The following is a 22,247-nucleotide window of genomic DNA, read 5'->3' on the forward strand; positions in this document are numbered from 1 at the left end:
AGCGCAGGGGGTGACCCGGTTCCCCCTCGGTCCGGCCCGGGAGCGGGACAGCACGGAGAACGGGATCGATGAGGTGCGAGGCGGAATCTGCGGCGACGGAATGGATTTCGTCTGCAACGCCCCGCGCGAGGCTCGCCCCTGGGGGCGGCTACGCCGTGAGCCTAAACCGCGCTCACGGACACGACAACACTGGTGAGTACCGGTGTGTTCCTCGTTACCGAGACGATACCTGAACCGGACGGTCCAGGACGGCGACACCACCAGCATCGACGTCCAGCGGCAGGACCGACCACCCCGATGGGGTGAGATCGGCCACCTCGCGCACCGCGACCGGCTCCTCCGCCGTCTCGCCGGCGGCGCGGCGGGCCAGCACGAGGACGCTGGGCCCGGCACCGGAGACGACGGCCGCGTGCCCGGCGGCGCGCAGTCGCTCCAGCAGCGTGAGGGTGTCGGGCATGGCCGCGGAGCGCTGCCGCTGGTGCAGGCGGTCGTCGGTCGCGTCGAGCAGCAGGGCCGGCGAGGTGGTGAGCGCGTGGGTGAGCAGCGCCGCCCGGGAGGCGTTGAAGACCGCGTCCCCGTGCGGCACCAGCTCGGGCAGCAGGCTGCGGGCCACGTGCGTCGACAGCGTCACCTGGGGCACGAGGACGACGGGCACGACGTCGCGGTGCACCGCGAGCCGCTCGGCCCGCGCGCCGCCGGGCGTGGTCCACGACAACGTCGCCCCGCCCAGCAGGCACGGTGCGACGTTGTCCGGGTGGCCCTCCAGCTCGGTGGCCAGGTCCAGCGCGGCGGCGCGGTCGACCGGCCCGGCGTCGGGGCACAGCGCCCACGCCCCGACGATGCCGGCGACGACGGCGGCCGCCGAGGACCCCATCCCCCGGCCCTGCGGGATCGTGTTCTCCGCGACCACCCGCAGCCCCGGCGGGCGCCAGCCCAGCCGCTCGCACGCCGCCCGGAACGCCCGGACCACCAGGTGCGACTCGTCGGTGGGCAGGCTGTGCGCCCCCTCGCCGGTCATCACGACCTCCAGCCCGCTCTCGGCGCTGCTGAACTCGAGGACGTCGTGGCGCGCCAGCGCCAGGCCGGCGCAGTCGAACGCGGGGCCGAGGTTCGCGCTGGTCGCGGGGACGCGGACCCGCACCGCCGCGCCGGCCGGTGCGCTCACAGGCCCAGCTGCGCCGCCGCGACGGCCGCGTCGACCGGGACGGTCACCGGTGCGGGGGCACCGGAGATCGCCCACTCCGGGTCCTTGAGGCCGTTGCCGGTCACCGTGCACACCACCCGCTGGCCCGGCTCGAGCCCGCCGGCCTGCGCCATCTTGAGCAGCCCGGCGACCGACGCGGCCGACGCCGGCTCGACGAAGACCGCCTCGCTGCGGGCCAGCAGCCGGTAGGCGGCGAGGATCTCGCGGTCGGTGACGCTGTCGATGAGCCCGCCGGAGTCGTCCCGCGCGGCCAGCGCCTTGGTCCACGACGCCGGGTTCCCGATGCGGATGGCGGTGGCGATCGTCTGCGGGTGCTCGACCACCTGGCCGGTGACGATGGGCGCCGCGCCGGCGGCCTGGAAGCCCCACATGCGCGGCCGCTTCGAGGCGGTGCCGTCCTCGGCGTACTCGCGGTAGCCCTGCCAGTAGGCGGTGATGTTGCCGGCGTTGCCGACCGGCAGGCAGTGGATGTCCGGGGCGTCGCCGAGCACGTCGACGATCTCGAAGGAGGCGGTCTTCTGCCCCTCGATGCGGAACTGGTTGACGCTGTTGACCAGGCTGACCGGGTAGTCGATCGCCAGCTTGCTGGCCAGCGCCAGGCAGTCGTCGAAGTTGCCGTCGACCTGCAGCAGCTTCGCGCCGTGCACCAGCGCCTGGGCGAGCTTGCCGAGCGCGATCTTGCCCTGGGGCACGAGGACGGCGCAGACCAGCCCGGCGCGGGCGGCGTAGGCGGCGGCGCTGGCGCTGGTGTTGCCGGTGGAGGCGCAGATGACCGCCTGCGAGCCCTCCTCGACGGCCTTGGTGATGGCCATCGTCATCCCACGGTCCTTGAACGACCCGGTGGGGTTGGCGCCCTCGACCTTGAGGTAGACCTCGCAGCCGGTGCGCCGGGACAGCTCCTGCGCGGGCACCAGCGGCGTCGCGCCCTCCTGCAGGGTCACCACCGGGGTGGTGTCGCTGACCGGCAGCCGCGAGCGGTACGCCTCGATGAGCCCCGGCCACAACGGCGACACGGTGCCCCGCACGGGCAGCTGGGTCGTCATGAGAGTCCCTCCACACGCAGGATGCTGGTCACGCCACGGACCGCGGACATCTCCCGCAGCGCGGTGACCGTCGCCGACAGGGCGGCGTCCGGGGCGCTGTGGGTCACGATGACCAGCGTGGCGGCGTCCCCGTGCCCGTCCTGGCGCACGGTGGCGATGCTGACGCCGTGGCGGGCGAACTCCTGCGCCACCGTCGCGAGCACGCCGGGCTTGTCCGCGACGTCGAGGCTGACGTGGTAGCGGGTCGGGGTCTCGGCGATGGGCCGGGCGGGCAGGCCCGCGTAGGTGGTGACCCCGGGCCCGGCCACGCCGGCGACCCGGTTGCGCGCGACGGCCACCAGGTCGCCGAGGACGGCGCTCGCGGTCGGCTGGCCGCCGGCGCCCTGGCCGTAGAACATCAGCTGCCCGGCGGCCTCGGCCTCGACGAAGACGGCGTTGAACGCCCCGCCCACGGCGGCCAGCGGGTGCGTCGTCGGGATCATCGCCGGGTGCACGCGGACGGCGACGGAGTCCCCGCCCTCGCCCGGGACCCGTTCGCAGATCGCGAGCAGCTTGACCGTGCAGCCGATCTCCGTGGCGCGGGCGACGTCGGTCGCGGTGACCGCGGAGATGCCCTCGCGGTAGACGTCGGCGGCGGTGACCTCGGTGTGGAAGGCCAGCGAGGCGAGGATGGCGGCCTTGGCGGCGGCGTCGAACCCGTCGACGTCGGCGGTGGGGTCGGCCTCGGCGTAGCCCAGCTCGGTGGCCTCGGCCAGCGCCTCGGTGAACCCGTGCCCGGTCTCGGCCATGCGGGACAGGATGTAGTTGGTCGTCCCGTTGACGATGCCGACCACGCGGCGCAGCTGGTCACCGGCCAGCGACTCGCGCAGCGGGCGCAGCAGCGGGATCGCGCCGGCGACCGCGGCCTCGTAGTACAGGTCGACACCGGCCTTGGCGGCGGCCGCGTGCAGCTCGGTGCCGTCGTCGGCGAGCAGCGCCTTGTTGGCGCTGACCACCGACTTGCCCGACTCGAACGCGGCCAGCAGCAGCGAGCGCACCGGCTCGATGCCGCCGATGACCTCGACGACGAGGTCGACGTCGGGCCGGGTCACCAGCGCGTGCGCGTCGGTGGTGAGCAGGTGCGCCGGGACGTCGGGGTGCCGGTCGGGACGGCGGACGGCGACGCCGGCGACCTCCACCGGCCGGCCGATGCGGGCGGCGAGGTCGTCGGCCTGGTCCTCCAGCAGCCGCAGCACGGCGCTGCCCACGGTGCCGCAGCCGAGGAGGGCGACCTTCAGGGGCGTGGTCACGACTGCACCTCCGCACCGACCCGCGAGCCGGTCGAGCGGGCTCCCGCCGGGTTCTCGGGAGCCGGCTGGTCGATCGCCGGGGAGGGCGCGGGCACGTCGGCGAGGACGGCGTCGAGGGCGAACACGTCCGACAGTGTCTGACGCCGCACGACCTCCGTGGCGACGGCGTCCCGCACGGCGACCACCGGGGGCTTGAGCAGGTAGTTGTAGTTGCTCGCCATCGACCAGCAGTACGCACCGGTCGCAGCGACGGCGAGCAGGTCACCGGGCTGCACGTCCGAGGGCAGCCACAGGTCGCGGACCAGGACGTCCCCGCTCTCGCAGTGCTTGCCCACCACCCGGCACAGCGCCGGCGGGGCAGTGGAGACGCGGTTGGCCAGCACGCAGGTGTAGGCGGCGTCGTAGAGCGCGGTGCGGATGTTGTCGCTCATCCCGCCGTCGACGGAGACGTAGTTGCGCACCAGCGGCGCGCCCGGGGTGCCGCTGGACCCCAGCCGCACGGGCTTGATGGTGCCGATCTCGTAGAGGGTGACGGTGCCCGGCCCCGCGATCGCCCGGCCGGGCTCGACCGCCAGGCGTGGCACGGGCAACCCGGCCATCGCGCACTCGGCCTCCACCACGGCGCGCAGCCGCCGCGCGACGTCGGCGGGGCTCACCGGGTCGTCCTCGGCGAGGTAGGCGATGCCGAAGCCGCCGCCGAGGTTGAGCTCCTCCAGCACGTGCCCCGTGGCCTGGTGGACCTGCGCCATGAGACCGACGACCCGGTGCGCGGCGGCCTCGAACCCGGCCGTGTCGAAGATCTGCGAGCCGATGTGGCTGTGCAGGCCGGCCAGCCGCAGCGCGGGCTCGCGGATGACCCGCACCGCGGCGGTCAGCGCGTCGCCGGTGGCCAGCGAGAAGCCGAACTTCTGGTCCTCGTGCGCGGTGGCGATGAACTCGTGGGTGTGCGCCTCGATGCCGACGGTGGACCGGATGAGCACCGGCACCGGCGCTCCCCCGGCCGCGACGCGGGCCGCGGCGAGCGGCACCAGCCGCTCGATCTCGTCGAAGGAGTCGAGGACGACGTGCCCGATGCCGGAGTCGACGGCCAGCTGCAGCTCGACGACCGACTTGTTGTTGCCGTGCAGCGCGATCCGCTCGGCCGGGAAGCCGGCGGCCAGCGCGAGGGCGAGCTCGTTGCCGGAGCAGGCGTCCAGGTGCAGGCCGTCCTCGGCGATCCAGCGCGCCACCTGGCCGCAGAGGAAGGCCTTCGAGGCGTAGTGGACGTCGGCGCCGTCGAAGGCCGCGGCGAAGTCGGCCGCCCGGCCCCGGAAGTCGCCCTCGTCGAGGACGAACAGCGGCGTGCCGTGCGCCCGCGCCAGCTCGGTGACCGGCCGGCCGCCCAGGTGCAGCTCCCCGTCGACCCGCGTGGCCGAGCGCGGCCAGACGGCGGGCGCGAGCGCGCCGAGGTCCTCCGGCGGTGCGCCGGCCGCCGGCGGCGGGGTCAGCCCGCCGTGCAGCGGCCCGGCCGGGTGCGCCCTCACATCCGCTCCGGGGCGGTCACGCCGAGGACGCCGAGGCCGTTGCGGAGCACGACGGCGGTCGCGGCGCACAGCCACAGGCGGGCGGTGGTCAGCGGCGTCGGCTCCTCGTCACCGCGCGGCAGCACCCGGCAGTTGTCGTAGAAGCGGTGGTAGGTGCCGGCCAGCTCCTCCAGGTAGCGGGCGACCCGGTGCGGAGCGCGCAGCTCGGCGGCCGAGGTCAGCACCCGCGGGAACTCCCCGAGGGCCCGGAGCAGGTCGTTCTCCCGCTCGTGGGTGAGCTGCGCGGCGTCGACGTCCGCCGCCTCGCCGAGCGCGAGGCCGAGGTCGGCGGCGTTGCGCAGCACCGAGGAGATGCGGGCGTGCGCGTACTGGACGTAGAAGACCGGGTTGTCGTTGGTCTGCCGGCTCCACAGGTCGACGTCGATGTCGATCTGCTGGTCGACCGAGGCGCGGGCCAGGGCGTACCGGGCGGCGTCCCCGCCGATCGCGTCGACCAGGTCCGACAGCAGCACGATCGTGCCGGCGCGCTTGCTCATGCGCACCGGCTCCCCGCCCCGCAGCAGGTTGACCAGCTGGCCGATGAGGATCTCGAGGTGCGCGTCGGGGTCGTCCCCGGCGGCGGCCACCAGCGCCTTGTACCGGCCGACGTAGCCGGAGTGGTCGGCCCCCAGCATGATCACGACGCGGTCGAAGCCGCGGGCCCGCTTGTCGAGGTAGTAGGCGCAGTCGGAGGCGAAGTACGTCGTCTCGCCGTCGGCCTTGACCAGCACGCGGTCCTTGTCGTCGCCGAAGTCGGTGGTGCGCAGCCAGACCGCGCCGTCGGTCTCGTAGACGTGCCCCTGCTCCCGGAGCCGGGCCAGTGCCTTCTCCACCGCGCCGGTCCCGTACAGCGACTTCTCGCTGAACCAGACGTCGAAGTCGACGCCGAAGTCCTCCATCGACCGGCGGATCTCGTCGAGCATCAGCGCCACGCCGCGCTCGCGGAAGACACCCAGCTGCTCGGCGTCGTCCCGCGCGAGCACGTCGGGCTCCAGGGCGACGACCTGCGCGGCGATGTCGGCGATGTAGGTGCCGCCGTAACCGTCCTCGGGGACCGGCCGGCCGTCGGCGACGGCCTGCAGGCTGCGCGCGAAGCGGTCGATCTGGGCGCCGGCGTCGTTGATGTAGTACTCGCGGGTCACCTCGGCGCCGCTGGCCTCCAGCAGCCGGCCGATCGCGTCGCCGACCGCCGCCCACCGGCTGCCGCCGATGTGCACCGGCCCGGTGGGGTTGGCCGAGACGAACTCCAGGTTCAGCCGCTGCCCGGCCAGGGCGTCGGTGCGGCCGTAGGCCTCCCCCGCACGCACCGCGTCGACGGCGATCCGGCCGAGCGCCCCCTGCGCGAGGGTGATGTTGAGGAAGCCGGGGCCGGCGATGTCGACCGAGGCGATGCCCGCGGCGGCGCGCAGCTCCCCGGCCAGCACCTCGGCGACCTCCCGCGGCGGGCGGCCGGCCGGCTTGGCCAGGCGCAGGGCCACGTTGGTGGCGTAGTCGCCGTGCTCGGGGTTCTTCGGCCGCTCGACGAGGACGTCGGCGGGGACCTCGACCGACAGCACGCCGCGGTCGACGGCGGCGGCCACGGCGGTCCGGACGACGTCGCGCAACTGCTCCGGTGTCACCGCACGAGCGTACTGACCGCCGCGCCGGGCCCCGGAGCCGTCCCCGGGGTGTGGGCCTCGCCTCCCAGGGGACTGCCAGGTGGCCGCCCTAGACTGGCCGCCCGGGGAGGGGCACACGGCCCGATCCCCGGGACCGGTGTCCGGCGCGGGCGGTGCGCCCGGCCGGACGCATCGCGCGGTCCCCGAGGACCGAGCACGAGGAGCAGGCCGTGGCCAACGACCGCAAGCCCCAGGACGGCCGCGCGCGCGGCGGGTCCGGCAAGCCGGGGGCCGGTGGCCGGCCGGGCGCCGGTGGCAAGGGCGGTCGCACCCGGCCGCCGGTCAACGTGGTGAGCCCGCAGCGCCCGTGGGGCCTGATCGCCGCGGCCGTGGCCGTCGTGGTGTTCGCCGCCGCCGTCATCACCTACGCGGTGGTGCAGGTGCGGGAGGCCGACGAGGCCCGGGTGGACTCGGTCGACGAGATCGCCGGCGTCCAGACCTTCGACTACGACGCCGGTCAGGAGCACGTGACCACGCCGGTGCAGTACGAGCAGTCCCCGCCGGTGGGCGGGCCGCACGACGGCGAGTGGGCCGACTGCACCGGCACCGTCTACGACGTCGACATCCGGCACGAGAACGCCGTCCACAGCATGGAGCACGGCGCGGTCTGGATCACCTACGACCCCGACGCGCTCTCGGCCGACGACGTCGCCACGCTGGCCGAGGTCGCCGAGGAGTCCGGCCGGATGCTGTCGCCCTACGCCGGCCAGGACTCCCCGATCAGCCTGCAGTCGTGGAACCACCAGCTGAAGGTCGACTCGGTGACCGACCCGCGGATCGCGCAGTTCGCCGACTTCATGACCTTCAACGCCGAGTTCTACCCCGAGGTGGGCGCCAGCTGCGAGAACCCGCAGTTCATCAGCGACCCCCTGACCGTCGAGGACGGCAGCCGCGGCAGCGCCGCCACGACGACCGACGCCCCGACCACGCCGGAGGCCGGGGCCGAGACCGGCACCCCGTGACCGCCGGCCCCGCCCCCCGGGGCCGGGGGCTGCGGACGGCGCTGCTGGCGCTGATCGCCGTCGGGCTGGTGCTGCTCGGTGGCGGGGCCGCGGTCGCGCTGGGCATCGGCCGGGGCGACGCCCCGGCCACCCCCACCGCCGACTCGGTGGACGCCGGGTTCTCCCGCGACATGGCCCGCCACCACCTGCAGGGGGTGGAGATGGCCAACCTGGCCCTCGAGCGCAGCACCGACCCGGAGGTCCGGCAGCTGGCCTTCGACATCTCCGCGACGCAGACCAACCAGGTCGGGCGGATGCAGGGCTGGCTGTCGCTGTGGGGGCTGCCGCCGTCCGGCGGCGAGACGATGGCCTGGATGGACGACCCGGCGATGGGCCACGGCGACCACGGGGCCGACGGCGGGTTGATGCCGGGCATGGCCACGGAGGAGGAGCTGACCGAGCTGCGCGGCCTGTCGGGCACCGCGTTCGACGTCCAGTTCCTGCGGCTGATGACCCGCCACCACCAGGGCGGCGAGGAGATGGCGCAGTACACCGCCGAGCACGCCACCGTGCCCGCCGTCGCGACGCTGGGCCGCTCCATCGCCGAGACCCAGGCCGCCGAGGTGACGACGATGACGCGGATGCTCACCGCCCGCGGCGGCACCCCGCTGCCGGCTCCCTGACGGCCGCCGTCGGCCGGTCCGGGGCGGGCTGGTAGCTTCTTCCTCGCCCCACCGCGAGCCCCCGTAGCTCAGGGGATAGAGCACCGCCCTCCGGAGGCGGGTGCGCAGGTTCGAATCCTGCCGGGGGCACACCAGCACGACGGAGGCCCTGCCGCCCGGGAACACCCGGCGCCGGCAGGGCCTCCGTCGTCTCAGCTGGTCAGCAGGCCGCCCTCGACCGGCAGCGTGGTGCCGGTGACGTACCCGCCGGCGTCGCTGACCAGGAACACCAGCGCCGCGGCCAGCTCGTCGGGGTCGCCCTTGCGGCCGGCCAGCACCCGGGACAGCTGGGCCTCGATGTACCCCTCCGGGTACTGGTCGGTCATCTCCGACTCGAAGAAGCCCGGCGCGAGGGCGTTGACCCGGATGCCCTTGCGGCCGGTCCACTGCTGGGCGAGGTCGCGGGTCAGCCCGATCAGGCCGGCCTTGCTCGCCGCGTACGCCGCCTGCGGCAGCCCCGCCGTCGTGAGGCCGAGGATGCTGGAGATGTTCACGATGGAGCTGCCCGGCTGCATGACCCGCGCGGCGGCCTGCGCCATCCAGTAGCAGCCGTTGAGGTTCACGTCGATGACCGACCGGAACTGCTCCGGGGTCTCGCGGGTGGCGGGGACGGCGGTGCCGACGCCGGCGTTGTTCACCAGCACGTCGACCCGCCCGAACTCGGCCATGGTGGCGTCGACGAGCCCCTGGCAGTCCTCGGGCAGGGAGACGTCGGTGCGCACGGTGATCGCCCGGCGTCCGGCGGCCTCCACCGCCGCCCGCGTGCCGGCGAGGCGGTCCTCCCGCCGGGCGCCGAGGGCGACGTCGCAGCCGGCCTCGGCCAGGGCCCGGGCGAAGACCGCGCCCAGCCCGGAGGACGCCCCCGTCACGATCGCCACCCGGCCGTCCAGCCGGAACATGTCGAGGATCGTCCTGCCGCTCACGTGTGCTCCCGTCGTCGGTGACCTTCCGGTCGCGAGCCTGTCGTCCGGGGCCCCGATGCGCCACCTCGCCAGGTGTGTGGGGTAGACCACACCAGGGGCGGGTAGGGGTGCGTCTCCCGGGCCGAGCCACCGGCCCCAGCAGACGGAGTGCGCCGATGACCAACCTCGCGCAGCACCTGCTCGACGCGGCATCGGCACACGGCGAGCGCCCGGCCCTGCGCATGGACGACGCCGTCCTCACCTACGCGCAGTTCCGCGACGACGCCGCCGCGGTCGCCGCCGGCCTGCGCGCCCGCGGGGTCGCACCGGGCGACCGCGTCGGGATGGTGCTGCCCAACGTGCTGAGCTTCCCGGTCGTCTTCTACGGGGCCCTCCTGGCCGGCGCCGCCGTCGTCCCGATGAACCCGCTGCTCAAGGCGCGGGAGGTCGAGTACTACCTGCGCGACTCCGGAGCCCGGCTGGTCGTCGCCCTGGACTCCGTCGCCGAGGCCGCGACCGAGGCCGCCGGCGTCGTCGGCGCCGAGGCGGTCACCGTCGGGCCGGCCGGCCCCGGGGAGGCGCTGCGCGGCGCACCGGACGGCGACCTGGTCGACCGGGCCGACGACGACGCGGCGGTCATCCTCTACACCTCCGGCACCACCGGCCCGCCCAAGGGCGCCGAGCTCACCCACGCCAACCTGCGCGGCAACGCGCGCACCACGCAGGAGACGCTGCTGGAGGGCACCCCGGACGACGTCGTCATGGGCTGCCTGCCGCTGTTCCACGTCTTCGGGCTGACCTGCGCGCTCAACGCCGCCGTCCTGGCCGGGTCGTGCCTGACCCTGCTGCCCCGGTTCGACGGCGCCAAGGCGCTGCAGGTCGTCGAGCGCGACCGGGTGACGGTGTTCGAGGGCGTGCCGACGATGTTCGCGGCGATGCTGCACTCCCCCGACGCCGGCCGCGTCGACGTCTCCAGCCTGCGGCTGTGCATCTCCGGCGGGTCGGCGATGCCGGTGGAGGTGATGCGCAGCTTCGAGCAGACCTTCGGCTGCATCGTGCTCGAGGGCTACGGGCTGTCGGAGACATCGCCGGTGGCGTCGTTCAACCACCCGCACGCCGAGCGCAGGCCCGGCACCATCGGCACCCCGATCCGCGGCGTGGAGATGCGCCTGGTCGACGACGCGGGCCGCGACGTCCGCGAGGGGGACGTCGGGGAGATCGCGATCCGCGGCGAGAACGTCATGAAGGGCTACTGGAACCGGCCCGAGGAGACGGCGAAGGCCATCCCCGACGGCTGGTTCCGCACCGGTGACCTGGCCCGCCGGGACGCCGACGGCTACTACGCCATCGTCGACCGCAAGAAGGAGATGATCATCCGCGGCGGCTACAACGTGTACCCGCGGGAGATCGAGGAGGCGCTCTACGAGCACCCGGCGGTCGCCGAGGCCGCGTGCGTCGGCGTCCCGCACCCCGACCTGGGCGAGGAGGTCGCCGCCGCCGTCGCGCTCAAGCCGGGCGCGCAGGCCGACCCCGCCGAGCTGCAGGCCTGGGTCAAGGAGCGGGTCGCCGCCTACAAGTACCCGCGGCGGCTCTGGCTGGTCGACGCCCTGCCCAAGGGGCCGACCGGCAAGATCCTGCGCCGCGCCGTCGAGGTCCCCACGGAGGTCGGGCAGTGACCCAGCAGATGGACACCAGTCACCTGGGCGAGGCCCTGGGCACCGACTTCTTCTCGGTGCGCGACCAGTTCACCGAGGAGCAGTGGGAGAAGTTCATCGCCGTCCGCCGCTTCGTCGACCGCGAGGTGCTGCCGGTCGCCGGGGACTACTGGGAGCGGGCCGAGGTGCCGTGGCCGCTGATCCGCCGGCTGCCGGAGCTGGGCATCGTCGGGGGCAGCATCAAGGGCTACGGCTCGGCGGAGCTGAGCCCGATGGCCGCGGGCCTGGTGCAGATGGAGCTGCACCGCGGCGACGGCAGCCTGGGCACCTTCCTCGGCGTGCACGCCGGGCTGGCCATGCAGTCGATCGACATGTGCGGCTCGGAGGAGCAGAAGGCCCGCTGGCTGCCGCAGATGGCGACGCTGGACAAGCTGGGCGCCTTCGCCCTGACCGAGCCGCACCACGGGTCGGACTCCGTCGCGCTGGAGACCACCGCACGGCGGGAGGGCGACACCTGGGTCCTCGACGGCTCCAAGCGCTGGATCGGCAACGGCAGCCTGGCCGACCTGGTCGTCGTGTGGGCGCGCGACGAGGCCGACGGCCAGGTCAAGGGCTTCGTCGTCGAGACGCCGGCCGACGGCTACCAGGCGACGGTCATCACCGGGAAGATGTCGCTGCGGTCGGTCTGGCAGGCCGAGATCGAGCTGCGCGGCGTCCGCGTGCCCGAGGCGAACCGGCTGCAGGAGGCGCACAGCTTCGCCGACACCGGCCGGGTGCTGGCCACCACCCGCGGCGCCTGCGCCTGGATGGCGCTGGGCCACGCCACCGCCGGGTACGAGACGGCGCTGGCCTACGCCCGGGAACGGCAGCAGTTCGGCAAGCCGCTGGTCAGCTTCCAGATCGTGCAGGAGCGGCTGGTGAAGATGCTCGCCGCGCTCACCGGGATGCAGCTGTACTGCATGCAGATCGGCCGGCTGGCCGAGGCCGGGCGGCTGTCCCCCACGGTCGCCGGGCTGGCCAAGATGCACAACACCCGGACCGCCCGCGAGGTGCTCGCCGAGGCCCGCGACATGCTCGGCGGCAACGGCATCCTGCTGCAGAACCACGTCATCCGGCACATGGCCGACATCGAGGCGATCCACACCTTCGAGGGCACCGAGACGGTGCAGACGCTCATCGTCGGGCGCGACATCACCGGGGTGAGCGCCTTCACCTGAGCCGCCCGTCGTCCCGCCGTCCGTCCGTCGTCTGCGAGGAGGAGCCGTGGCCGACGCCCGTCCGCCGCTGTGGCGGCAGGCCTTCGACGCCGCCGAGCGGCGGGTGACCCCGCGCGCCGAGGAGTTCGTCCGCAGTGACGCGTTCTCGATCGGGACCGCGCTGCTGCGCCGGGCCACCACCGTGGCCCGGGGCTCCGCGCGCGGGGTGACCACCCGCTTCTGGCACCTGCTGGACCTGCCGGCCGGCACCGACGTCAGCCGGCTGCGCGCGCAGGTCGGGGCGCTGGACCGGGAGGTCCGGCGGCTGACCCTGCAGCTGGAGGCCGACCGCCGCCGCGCTCCCGAGGAGACCGATGCCGACAGTGCCCAGCCCGCAGACGGTCCTCGACCGCGTCCGGCGGGACGTCGAACGCAACGCCCTGCGGGCCCGTAACGGGCTCAAGCTGGTCGGCGGCCTGGACCGCCCCGGCGTCGGGCTGACCCCCAAGGACGTCGTCTGGCAGCGGGGTCGCACCCAGCTGTGGCACTACCGCAACGAGGACGTGCGGTACTCCCCACCACTGCTGATCGTGTTCAGCCTCGTCAGCCGCAGCTACGTGCTCGACCTGACCCCGGGCAACAGCTTCGTGGAGCACCTGCTGGCCGCGGGCTTCGACGTCTACCTGCTCGACTGGGGCGAGCCCGACGAGCGGGACGCGGCCAACACCCTCGAGGACTACGTCGACGACTACATCCCGGCCGGCATCGAGCGGGTGCGGGAGGTCTCCGGCGCCGACGAGGTGACGATGGTCGGCTACTGCTTCGGCGGCGACCTCGCGCTGCTGCACGCCGCGCACTCCCCCGACTCGCCGCTGCGCAGCCTCACCGTGCTGGCCACCCCGGTCGACTTCCGGCACATGGGCCCGCTGGCCGACCTGTTCCGGGTCGGCGGCCTGGAGGTGGCCTCGGTGCTCGACGCCTCCGGCAACGTGCCGCCGCAGGTGGTGCTGCGGGGGTTCCGGGCGCTGACCCCCACCGCGGAGGTCACCCGCTACGTGACGCTGTGGGAACGGCTCTGGAACGACGAGTACGTCGCCGCCTACCAGGCGATGACCAGCTGGTCGGACGACCACGTGCCCTTCCCGGGCGCGGCGGCGGAGGAGACGGTGCGGATGCTGGTGCGCGACAACGGGATGGTCACCGACCGGCTCACCGTCGGTGGCGACCGCGTCCACCTCTCCGACGTCCGGGTGCCGTTCCTCACCGTGCGCGCCGACCGCGACCACATCGTCCCGCCCGAGGCGACCGCCCCGCTGATCGACCTGGTCGGCTCCCCCGACAAGCACGAGCTGCGGCTGGCCGCCGGGCACATGGGCCTGGTCGTCGGCCGCACGGCGGCGAAGACGACGGTGCCCACGATCATCGACTTCCTCCGCCGGCGCAGCGAGCCCGTGGCACCCGGGGAGGCCACGCGGTGACCGGGGTCGTCGAGCTGTCCGATGCGCACTGCGACGCGCTGCTGCGGTTCTTCGGCGGGCTGCCCGAGGGGGACCGCACGTTCATCCGGGAGGAGGTCACCGACCCCGACGTCGTCCGCGGGTGGGCCGCCGGCGGCAGTCCCGGGGTCCGGCGCTGGGTCGCCCTGGACGACGACGCGGCGGTGACCGGGTACGTGGCCGTGCTGCGGCTGCCGGGCTGGTCCGACCACGTCGGCGAGCTGCGGCTGGTCGTCGCGCCGGGGAGCCGCGGCAGCGGGCTGGGCCGCACCCTGGCCCGGCACGCGCTGGCCCAGGCCGTCGAGTCGGGGGCGACCAAGCTGGTGGTGGAGGTCGTCGCGGAGCAGGGCGCGGCGCTGGCGCTGTTCACCGACCTGGGGTTCACCGGCGAGGCGCTGCTGGTCGACCACATCCGCGACCGCGACGGGCAGCTGCGCGACCTGCTGGTGCTGGCCCACCACGTCCGCGACACGTGGGCGGGCATGGACGCCGTCGGCCTGACCGACGCCCTCGGGGAGGGTCCGCCCTGAGCCGGCCCGGTCGCGCGTGGGTGCCGGTCGCGGCGACGCTGTTCGCGATCGGGTGGGGCGCCAACCAGTTCGTCAGCCTGCTGGTGGCCTACCGCGAGCGCAGCGGGCTGTCGGTGGCCACCGTCGACGCGCTGGTCGGCGTCTACGCCCTCGGCCTCATCCCGGCGCTGCTGGTCCTCGGCCCCGTCTCCGACCGGCACGGGCGGGCGCCGGTGCTGCGCGGCGCGTTGCTGGTCTCGCTGGTCGCGACGCTGGTGCTGCTGCTGGAGGGCCTGCCCGCGCTCTACGCCGGCCGCTTCCTCGCCGGGCTGGCCAGCGGCGCCGCGTTCGCCGCCGGCAGCGCGTGGGTGGAGGAGCTGTCGACCGCGCCCTGGGACCCCGCCGCCCCCGAGGGCGCCGGTGCCCGCCGGGCGGCCATGTCGCTCACCGCCGGCTTCGGCCTCGGCCCGGTGGTGGCCGGGCTGATCGGCCAGTGGGCGCCCGCGCCGCTGGTCACGGCCTACCTGCCGCACCTGGTCGTCGTCCTCGCCGTCCTGGTGCCGCTCTGGCGGGCGCCGGAGACCGTCGCCGACGCCGGGCCGGAGACCGGCTCCCTGCGGTCGCGGATGCGCGTGACGTCGGCCCGCGACCCCCGGTTCCGCCGGCAGGTGGCCCCGGTCGCCCCGTGGGTGTTCGGCGTCGCGACGATCTCGATCGCCGTCCTGCCCGGGTTGGTGCGCGACTCGACCGCGGGCTGGACGGTCGCGTTCAACGCCGTCGTCGCGGGCGTCACCCTCGGCACCGGCGTCCTGGTCCAGCCGACGGCCCGCCGGCTGGCGGCCGCCGACACGCGCCGGGCGTCGGCCGTCGGGATGGCCGCCGTCGTGGCCGGGCTGCTGGTCGCGGCGGCGGCCGCCGCCTGGACCCAGCCGGTGCTCGTCGCGCTCGCCGCGGTGACGCTGGGCTGCGGCTACGGGCTCTGCCTGGTCGCCGGGCTGCTGGAGACCCAGCGGGTCGCCCCGCCCCGGGAGCTGGCCGGGCTGACCGCCGTCTACTACGCGCTGACCTACCTCGGGTTCGCCGCGCCCGTCGTCCTCGCGGCGCTGGCGGCGCTCGTGCCCTACGCGGTCCTGCTCGCCGGCCTGGCCGCCCTCGCCGCGCTCACCCTCGTCCTCACCGCGCGACGGTCCCCGGACCGTCCCGGCGCCGTCCCCTGACCGTCATCGGCCGGTCACCTCGGCCGGTCACCCTCGGCGCACGCGGGCCCGCCCGGGGCCCCGAACCCTCCGGGGGGCACCGTGCCGCCACCGACCGCGCCGCCACCGACCTCCGCCCGCTGGCTGCGCGCCGGCGCCGTCCTGGCCGCCCAGCGGCTGCGGCCCCCCGTCGGCAGCGCCCGCCGCCGGGCGGTCTGCGGCGCGGCGCGGCTGCTGACCGGCCTCGGGGTGCGGGTCGACGTCCGGGCGCCCTCGGTCGCCTGGCCGCGCACCGGTCGTGGCACCGGGGCCCTCCTGGTGGCCAACTCCGTGTCGCCGCTGGACCCGCTGGTGCTGCTCACCGCCGTCCCCGGGGTCGTCGTCGCCGGGCCCGACCGCGCGGCCGGGGTGCCCGTCCCCGCCGTCCCGGCGACCGTGGCCGGGGTCCGTGCCGCGCTGGCCCGCGGGACGTCGGTCCTCGTCCGCCCCGAGCTGCCCGCCGGCGGGCGCGCCAGGCTGGGCCGCTTCTCCCCCGCGCTGTTCGCCGCGGCCGTGGACACCGGCGCCCCGGTCTGCCCGGTCGCGCTGCACTACCGGGGGGACGGCGGCGCCCCGCCGCCGGCGCCCGGTGGCCGGTCGCTGCTCGCGGCGCTGCGCTGGGTCGGCACCGCGCGCGACGTCGTCGTGGCGGTGCAGCCCCTCCCCGCCCTCGGCTCGGCGGGCGCGACCGCGGAGGAGCTGGCCACCCTCGCCGAGTACGCGGTCGCCGCGGGCCTGGAGGCCCCGCCGGCACCGCGCGGGCCCACGGCAGGGAGTCGCCCCGAGCCCGTCAGGGACGAGGCGCGGCGCGGGCCTGGTACTCGGTGACCCGCCCGTCGTCGACGGCGATCCGGCGGGTGGTCGCGACCGCGTCGAGCATCCGCCGGTCGTGGGTGACCAGCAGCAGGGTGCCCTCGTAGCCGGCCAGCGCCTGCTCCAGCTGCTCGATCGCGGGCAGGTCCAGGTGGTTGGTCGGCTCGTCGAGCACCAGCACGTTCACCCCGCGGGCCTGCAGGAGGGCCAGCCCGGCGCGGGTCCGCTCCCCCGGCGAGAGGGTGTCGGCCGGGCGCAGCACGTGCTCGGCGGTCAACCCGAACTTGGCCAGCAGGGTGCGCACCTCGGCGGCCGGCCACTCGGGCACCTCGGCGGAGAACGCCGCGAGCAGCGTCTCGGAGCCGAGGAACGCCTGCCGGGCCTGGTCGATCTCACCGATCCGCACCGACGGCCCGAGTGCGGCCCGCCCCTCGTCCAGCGGCACCCGGCCCAGCAGCGCCGCCAGCAGCGTCGACTTGCCCGCGCCGTTGGGCCCGGTGATCGCCACCCGGTCGCCCCAGTCGACCTGCAGGTCCACCGGCCCGAGGGTGAAGCTCCCCCGTCGCACCACCGCCCCCGACAGCGTGGCCACGACGGCTCCGGCCCGCGGCGCGGCAGCGATCTCCATGCGCAGCTCCCACTCCTTGCGGGGCTCCTCGACCACCTCCAGCCGCTCGATCCGCCGCTCGGTCTGCCGCGCCTTGGCCGCCTGCTTCTCCGAGGTGGCCCGCATGTGCGCGCGGATGTTCTTGTCCGGCTCGTTGCCCTGCTTGCGCACCGCGTTGCGCACGCCCTTGGCCATCCAGTTGCGCTGCATGCGCGCCCGGCCCTCGAGCCCGGCCCTGGTCTCGGCGTACTCCTCGTACTCCTCGCGGGCGTGCCGGCGGGCGACCTCCCGCTCGACCAGGTACGCCTCGTAGCCGCCGTCGTGCACCCGCACCAGCTGCTGGGCCAGGTCGAGCTCGACCACCCGGGTGACGGTGCGGGCCAGGAACTCCCGGTCGTGGCTGACCACCACGATCCCGCCGCGGGCCTCGGCGACGAACCGCTCCAGCTGCTCCAGCCCTCCGAGGTCCAGGTCGTTGGTGGGCTCGTCGAGCAGCAGGACGTCGTAGCGCGACAGCAGCAGCGCGGCCAGCCCCACCCGCGCGGCCTGGCCACCGGACAGCCCGGTCATCGGGGCGTCCAGCGACACCCCGGGCGCCACGTCGGCGACCACCTGCCCGGCCCGCTCGTCGACGTCGGCGCCGCCGAGCGCCAGCCAGCGCTCCAGCGCCTCCCCGTAGGCGTCGTCGGCGCCGGCCGCCCCCGCGGTGAGGGCCTCGGTCGCGGCGTCCAGCGCCGCCTGCGCCGCCGCCACCCCGGTGCGGCGGGCCAGCGCCGCGCGCACCGTCTCCCCCGGGCGGCGCTCGTGCTCCTGCGGCAGGTAGCCGAGGGTCGCCGTCGGCGGGCTGACCGTCACGCTGCCGGACTCCGCGGGCAGCTCACCGGCGAGGGTGCGCAGCAGCGTCGACTTCCCCGCGCCGTTGACGCCGACGAGGCCGACCACGTCGCCGGGTGCCACGACGAGGTCGAGGTCGGAGAACAGGACGCGGGCACCGTGGCCGGCGGCCAGCCCACGGGCGACGAGGGTGGCACTCACGCACCCCACCCTCTCACCGCGCCGTCAGCGCCCCTCCTCGTCCTCCTGGTCGACGCCGAGGACGTCGGCCGCCATCTCGTCGAGCATGCCCTCCAGGGCGTTGTCCTCCTCGCCCGGCGGACGGCGGCGGACCAGCCACGGCTGCAGCTCGTCGTAGCCCCGCACCGAGACCTGGCGCAGCGGGCGCACCCGGTACCGCGGCTGCGCGTGCAGCCGCCGCGCGAGCTCGCGGTCGACCAGCAGCGTCTCCGGGCGGGCGATGGAGGTCAGCCGGCTGGCCAGGTTGACCACCGGCGAGTAGACGTCGCCGAGGTGGGTGAGCACCGTGCCGTGGGCCGCGCCGACGCGCAGCGGCGGGCGGTCCTCGGCGTGCCAGGCCTCGGGCAGCTCCAGCCCGATCTCCACCGCGTCGACCGGTGCGGCGGCGGTGTAGAGGACGCCGTCGCCGACGCTCTTCACCACCCGGCCGTGGTGCCGGGCGATCACCTCGGCCGCGGTGGCCTCGAAGTCCTCGACCATCCCGCCGAGCTCGCGGGCGCTCATGCCCTGGCTGCGGGTGGTGTAGCCGACGAGGTCGGCGAAGCCGACGGAGAGCTCGCGGCGGTCCCCCGCGCCGGCGGCACCGAGCAGCCGCTCGGCGTTGGCCGCGAGGTGCCGGCGCCACACGTAGTCCTGCACGGCCCGCAGCAGGGGCAGCAGCCGCCGGGTGCTCTCCGCCGCCCGCTCGGCGTCGACGGTCCCCCGCCCCCCGGCGTCCCGCGTCAGGGTCTCGGCGAGCATGTCGGTCTGCCAGTCGGCCAGCCGGGCCAGCGACTGGGCCATGGCCCGTGCGATGGAGGCCTCGGTGCCCTCGTCGACGAAGCCCGCGTCGATGAGGGAGGACAGCAGCCCGAGCGCCTGGACGTCGGCGTCGGTGAAGACCAGGTCGTCGTCGGCGGCGTCGGGGAAGCCCAGCGCCCGCCACAGCCGCTGAGTGCGGCGGGCCGGCATGCCGGCCTGCTCGGCCACCTGCAGCCGGGTGTAGCGGCGTGGCCCGCCGAGCAGCAGGCGCTCCAGCGCCTCGCGGGCGTCGGGGAGGCCCGGGGCGTCGTCGGGGCCGGTCTCGGGCAGGACTCAGCCCGTGGTGTGGACGACCAGCACGTCGATGGCGGAACGGCGGGTCACGTCGGAGGGGACCGAGCCGAGCAGCCGGCCCTTGATGCTGTTGAGGCCACGGTTGCCGACGACCAGCAGGTCGGCCTGCTCGCGCGCGACGACGTCCATCAGCGCCTCGACCGGCGAGCCGACGACGGCGATCGGGTAGACGTCGGTCGCGCCGGCGGCGCGGGCGCGCTCGGCGGCGGTGCGCACGGTCTCCTCCGCCGGGGCGTTGCCGATGACCTGGTAGGCGTCCTCGCCGAGCACCTCCTGGGCGCGGCGGACCTCGCGGTCGTCGGCGCGCGGCGGCAGGTAGGCGCAGACGATCACCAGCCGGGCGGCGCAGGCCCCGGCCAGCGCGCCGGCGCGGCGCACCGCGCGCAGGGAGGACTCCGACCCGTCGGTCCCGACGACCACCGTGCGATAGGCGCTCACGGGCAGGCAACCTACCTGCTCAGCGCTGCGTGTGCCCGTCGTCACCCGGGGCCGCCACGCCCGCGCGGCACTGCCGGACCGTCGTCCCGGTGCGGTTGGATGGACGCGCCGTCCGGCCCCCCGAACGCGAGGAGAGTGCCATCCACCCCGGCAGCCCCGCCCGGCCCGACCCCGTGCGGGTCGAGGTCCGCGGACTCACCAAGACCTTCGGCGCCGTCCGCGCCGTCGACGACCTCACCTTCACCGTCGAGCCCGCCTCGGTCACCGGCTTCCTCGGCCCCAACGGGGCCGGCAAGACCACGACCATGCGCATGGTGCTCGGCCTCGAGCGCCCCGACTCCGGGACGGCGACGTTCAACGGCGCGCCCTACACCTCCCTGCCCGCCCCGGTGCGCACGGTGGGCGCGGTGCTCGAGACGGCCTTCCACCCGGCCCGCTCCGGCCGCAACCACCTGCGCGTGTACTGCCGCGCCGCCGGCCTGCCGGTCTCCCGGGCCGACGACGTGCTGGCCCAGGTCGGCCTGGCCGACGCAGGCGGGCGCCGGGCGGGCGGCTACTCCCTCGGCATGCGCCAGCGGCTGGCGCTGGCCACCGCCCTCCTCGGCGACCCCTCGGTCCTCGTGCTCGACGAGCCGGCCAACGGGCTGGACCCCGAGGGCATCCAGTGGCTGCGCGGCTTCATCCGCCACCTGGCCCACGACCAGGGCCGGACGGTGCTGGTCTCCAGCCACCTGCTGTCGGAGATGGAGCACACCGCCGACCGCGTGGTCATCGTCGGCGCCGGACGGCTGGTCCGGGAGGGCTCGATCGCCGAGCTGCGCACGGGCGCCCAGGGCGAGGGCGCGGTGCTCGTCCGGGGCCCGGAGCCGGCGCGGCTGGCCGAGGCCCTCCAGGCCGCCGGGCTCGTCGTCCGCCGCGGCGACGACGGCCTGGTCACGGTGACCGGTGCGACGCCGGCCGAGGTCGGCGCCCGGGCCTTCCGGGCCGGCCTCGAGCTGCACGAGCTGCGGGCGGAGTCCAGCGGGCTGGAGGAGCTGTACTTCCGGCTCACCGCCGGCCAGGAGCAGTACGCCGCCTCCTCGACCGACACCACCACGCAGGGAGCAGCCCGATGACCGCGCTCGTCCGCGCCGAGTGGACCAAGCTGTTCACCACGCGCGTGTGGATCGGGCTGCTGCTCGGCTCCTGCGTGATGGTCGCCGGGTTCGCGATCCTGTTCACCTCGTTCGCCGGCGACGCGCAGAGCGGACTGCCGGCGGTGGGCACGGAGCAGTACGAGGAGCTCATCCTCGCCACCGCGGCCAACGTGACGGTGCTCTTCCTCATCCTCGGGATCATCGGGATGACCCAGGAGTACCGGCACCGGACCGCCACCCCGACGTTCCTCACCACGCCCCGCCGCGGCCGCGTCGTCGTCGCCAAGCTGGTCGGCTACGCGCTGGCCGCGGTGCCCTTCGCGCTGGTCGTCCTGGCCGTCAACTACCTGGTCGTGCTGGTCCACGCCGGGGCCAAGGGCGACGCGCCGTCGCTCACCGGGGACAACCTGCGGATCCTGGCCAGCAGCGGGCTGGCGCTGGTCGTCTACGCCGTCATCGGGGTCGGCCTGGGCGCCCTGCTGCGCAACCAGGTCGGGGCCATCGTCGGCGGGCTGGTCTACCTCTTCGTGGTCGAGCCGATCATCCGGTCCATCCCGGCGACGGCCCCGGCCTACAAGTGGCTGCCCGGCGGCGGGCTGGAGGCCATGACCGCGACCTTCCAGGGGCCCGACCTCCTCCAGCCCTGGCAGGGAGCCGTCCTGCTCCTCGGATACGGTCTGGTCGCGGCCCTCCTGGGCGCCCTGCTGGCCGTCCGGCGCGACGTCGTCTGACGCCCGCGGGACGCCGCACCCGCACACCCGACACCAGGAACGGGGATCCCCCGATGACCGTCCGCATGACCGCACAGCGGCTGGGCCGGCTGATCGCCGAGGGCGACACCGAGGCCGTCCGCACGGCCGTCAGCGACTCCCCCCGCCTGCTGGCCACGCCCCTGGAGCGGGCCGGCCAGGGCGGGTGGACGCCGCTGCACGTGGCCGTCGCGGAGGCGCAGGCGGAGGTGGTCCGCGTGCTCGTCGCCGCCGGCGCCGACCTCGGCGCGCGCACCGAGCACGACCGGACGCCGCTGCACGTGGCCCTGGAGTCCGCCCCCCAGCTGGTGGCGGTGCTCCGTGAGCTCGGCGCCCCGGTGGACGCCCCCAGCGCCGCCTACCTCGACGACGTCGACCAGCTGACCGCCGAGCTGGACCGGGGAACCCCGCTGGCCGACCCGGTCACCGGCGTGCACCTGCTGACCTGGGCGGCGGCCGGGGGCGCGTCCGGCGCGGTGCGGGCGCTGCTCGACCGGGGTGCCGACGTCGACGGCGGGGCCCTGCACGCCGCCGCGGCCGGCGGCCACCTGGAGGTGGTCCGCCTGCTGCTCGACGCCGGCGCCGACGTCGACCGGCGGGACCCCGACACCGGCCGGTCCCCGCTGCACGCCGCGGTGACCGCCGGGGCCGACGGCGACGCGCCCGAGGTCGTGCGCGCCCTCCTGGACGCCGGGGCCGACGTCAACGCGACGACCAACGACGGCGCCAGCGCCCTGGACATCAGCCGGGTGTCCGCGGCCCGCAACCGGCGCGCCGACGCAGGTCAGGCGACCGCCCACGACGCGCTCGCCGACCTCCTGGTCACCCGCGGCGCCACCGACTGAGCGGGGCCCCCGACGTGCCCGCTCCCGCCCCCGACCTGCCGACGTGCCGCTGCACGGCCGGTCAGGGGCACGGGACGG

At 75.6% G+C, this 22,247-nt stretch carries 21 protein-coding genes and 1 tRNA gene; 13 read left to right on the forward strand and 9 right to left on the reverse strand.

All coding sequences use genetic code 11. The features are described 5' to 3' along the window. Positions 1-214: 214 nt before the first annotated feature. From thrB to argS, 5 genes are read right to left on the reverse strand one after another with little or no spacing between them, the layout of a single operon-like run. On the reverse strand, positions 215-1,165 hold the full coding sequence (gene thrB / locus ACI79E_RS03880) for a homoserine kinase (protein ID WP_456931228.1): 951 nt from the start codon (positions 1,163-1,165) through the stop codon (positions 215-217). After that, positions 1,162-2,247, reverse strand: coding sequence for a threonine synthase (gene thrC / locus ACI79E_RS03885; RefSeq protein WP_456931229.1), 1,086 nt, complete (start codon positions 2,245-2,247; stop codon positions 1,162-1,164). The genes thrB and thrC overlap by 4 nt, the downstream gene beginning before the upstream one ends. Then, on the reverse strand, positions 2,244-3,536 hold the full coding sequence (locus ACI79E_RS03890; RefSeq protein ID WP_456931230.1) for a homoserine dehydrogenase: 1,293 nt from the start codon (positions 3,534-3,536) through the stop codon (positions 2,244-2,246). Before ACI79E_RS03890 ends, thrC begins: the two co-directional genes overlap by 4 nt. Further along, positions 3,533-5,059: a diaminopimelate decarboxylase gene (lysA, locus tag ACI79E_RS03895; RefSeq protein ID WP_456931231.1), complete on the reverse strand. Its 1,527-nt coding sequence runs from the start codon at positions 5,057-5,059 to the stop codon at positions 3,533-3,535. Before lysA ends, ACI79E_RS03890 begins: the two co-directional genes overlap by 4 nt. Next, positions 5,056-6,717 carry an arginine--tRNA ligase gene (argS, locus tag ACI79E_RS03900; RefSeq protein WP_456931232.1) on the reverse strand — a complete coding sequence of 554 codons (1,662 nt, stop codon included), beginning with the start codon at positions 6,715-6,717 and terminating at the stop codon, positions 5,056-5,058. The genes lysA and argS overlap by 4 nt, the downstream gene beginning before the upstream one ends. Positions 6,718-6,926: 209 nt before the next feature. On the opposite strand from argS, the gene ACI79E_RS03905 reads away from it, so the two are divergent. The 3 genes from ACI79E_RS03905 to ACI79E_RS03915 all read left to right on the forward strand — a co-directional run bounded on the left by ACI79E_RS03905 (position 6,927) and on the right by ACI79E_RS03915 (position 8,509). Beyond that, a complete protein-coding gene (locus ACI79E_RS03905; protein WP_456931233.1) occupies positions 6,927-7,718 on the forward strand; it encodes a DUF3105 domain-containing protein in 792 nt (263 codons plus the stop codon). Further along, positions 7,715-8,380 (forward strand): DUF305 domain-containing protein, encoded by a 666-nt coding sequence (locus ACI79E_RS03910; protein ID WP_456931234.1) that lies wholly within the window; start codon positions 7,715-7,717, stop codon positions 8,378-8,380. Before ACI79E_RS03905 ends, ACI79E_RS03910 begins: the two co-directional genes overlap by 4 nt. Positions 8,381-8,437: 57 nt before the next feature. Next, positions 8,438-8,509, forward strand: a tRNA-Arg gene (locus tag ACI79E_RS03915). Positions 8,510-8,571: 62 nt separating this feature from the next. Here ACI79E_RS03915 and ACI79E_RS03920 read toward each other — a convergent pair. After that, positions 8,572-9,342, reverse strand: coding sequence for an SDR family NAD(P)-dependent oxidoreductase (locus tag ACI79E_RS03920; protein ID WP_456931235.1), 771 nt, complete (start codon positions 9,340-9,342; stop codon positions 8,572-8,574). A 155-nt stretch (positions 9,343-9,497) separates the two neighbouring features. Here ACI79E_RS03920 and ACI79E_RS03925 point away from each other — a divergent pair, with 155 nt between their 5' ends. The 7 genes from ACI79E_RS03925 to ACI79E_RS03955 all read left to right on the forward strand — a co-directional run bounded on the left by ACI79E_RS03925 (position 9,498) and on the right by ACI79E_RS03955 (position 16,240). Continuing rightward, positions 9,498-10,997, forward strand: a complete 1,500-nt coding sequence (locus tag ACI79E_RS03925; RefSeq protein WP_456931236.1) for a long-chain-fatty-acid--CoA ligase — start codon at positions 9,498-9,500, stop codon at positions 10,995-10,997. Continuing rightward, positions 10,994-12,193: an acyl-CoA dehydrogenase family protein gene (locus ACI79E_RS03930; protein ID WP_456931237.1), complete on the forward strand. Its 1,200-nt coding sequence runs from the start codon at positions 10,994-10,996 to the stop codon at positions 12,191-12,193. The genes ACI79E_RS03925 and ACI79E_RS03930 overlap by 4 nt, the downstream gene beginning before the upstream one ends. A gap of 46 nt (positions 12,194-12,239) precedes the next feature. Next, positions 12,240-12,626 (forward strand): hypothetical protein, encoded by a 387-nt coding sequence (locus ACI79E_RS03935; protein ID WP_456931238.1) that lies wholly within the window; start codon positions 12,240-12,242, stop codon positions 12,624-12,626. Further along, positions 12,547-13,650, forward strand: coding sequence for an alpha/beta fold hydrolase (locus ACI79E_RS03940; protein ID WP_456931239.1), 1,104 nt, complete (start codon positions 12,547-12,549; stop codon positions 13,648-13,650). Before ACI79E_RS03935 ends, ACI79E_RS03940 begins: the two co-directional genes overlap by 80 nt. Next, on the forward strand, positions 13,647-14,198 hold the full coding sequence (locus ACI79E_RS03945) for an N-acetyltransferase family protein (RefSeq protein ID WP_456931240.1): 552 nt from the start codon (positions 13,647-13,649) through the stop codon (positions 14,196-14,198). The genes ACI79E_RS03940 and ACI79E_RS03945 overlap by 4 nt, the downstream gene beginning before the upstream one ends. A 20-nt stretch (positions 14,199-14,218) precedes the next feature. Continuing rightward, positions 14,219-15,394 (forward strand): MFS transporter, encoded by a 1,176-nt coding sequence (locus tag ACI79E_RS03950; RefSeq protein ID WP_456931241.1) that lies wholly within the window; start codon positions 14,219-14,221, stop codon positions 15,392-15,394. An 81-nt stretch (positions 15,395-15,475) separates the two neighbouring features. Further along, positions 15,476-16,240: a lysophospholipid acyltransferase family protein gene (locus ACI79E_RS03955; RefSeq protein WP_456931242.1), complete on the forward strand. Its 765-nt coding sequence runs from the start codon at positions 15,476-15,478 to the stop codon at positions 16,238-16,240. Here the strand turns inward: ACI79E_RS03955 and ACI79E_RS03960 are convergent. From ACI79E_RS03960 to ACI79E_RS03970, 3 genes are all read right to left on the reverse strand, one after another. After that, positions 16,203-17,867 carry an ABC-F family ATP-binding cassette domain-containing protein gene (locus ACI79E_RS03960; RefSeq protein WP_456931243.1) on the reverse strand — a complete coding sequence of 555 codons (1,665 nt, stop codon included), beginning with the start codon at positions 17,865-17,867 and terminating at the stop codon, positions 16,203-16,205. The genes ACI79E_RS03955 and ACI79E_RS03960 overlap by 38 nt on opposite strands. A gap of 24 nt (positions 17,868-17,891) precedes the next feature. Then, positions 17,892-18,875: an adenylate/guanylate cyclase domain-containing protein gene (locus tag ACI79E_RS03965; protein ID WP_456931244.1), complete on the reverse strand. Its 984-nt coding sequence runs from the start codon at positions 18,873-18,875 to the stop codon at positions 17,892-17,894. A 105-nt stretch (positions 18,876-18,980) separates the two neighbouring features. Continuing rightward, positions 18,981-19,439 carry a universal stress protein gene (locus ACI79E_RS03970; protein WP_456931245.1) on the reverse strand — a complete coding sequence of 153 codons (459 nt, stop codon included), beginning with the start codon at positions 19,437-19,439 and terminating at the stop codon, positions 18,981-18,983. 173 nt (positions 19,440-19,612) lie between these two features. Between ACI79E_RS03970 and ACI79E_RS03975 the strand changes: the two genes are divergently transcribed. Genes ACI79E_RS03975 through ACI79E_RS03985 form a run of 3 tightly spaced genes read left to right on the forward strand, consistent with a single transcriptional unit; the run spans position 19,613 to position 22,169 of the window. Further along, entirely contained in the window at positions 19,613-20,554 is a 942-nt protein-coding gene (locus ACI79E_RS03975) for an ABC transporter ATP-binding protein (protein ID WP_456931439.1), read from the forward strand. Then, on the forward strand, positions 20,551-21,306 hold the full coding sequence (locus tag ACI79E_RS03980; protein WP_456931246.1) for an ABC transporter permease: 756 nt from the start codon (positions 20,551-20,553) through the stop codon (positions 21,304-21,306). The genes ACI79E_RS03975 and ACI79E_RS03980 overlap by 4 nt, the downstream gene beginning before the upstream one ends. A gap of 53 nt (positions 21,307-21,359) precedes the next feature. Continuing rightward, positions 21,360-22,169 carry an ankyrin repeat domain-containing protein gene (locus tag ACI79E_RS03985; RefSeq protein ID WP_456931247.1) on the forward strand — a complete coding sequence of 270 codons (810 nt, stop codon included), beginning with the start codon at positions 21,360-21,362 and terminating at the stop codon, positions 22,167-22,169. Positions 22,170-22,247: the final 78 nt, after the last annotated feature.

The organism is Geodermatophilus sp. SYSU D00079 (assembly GCF_054050635.1).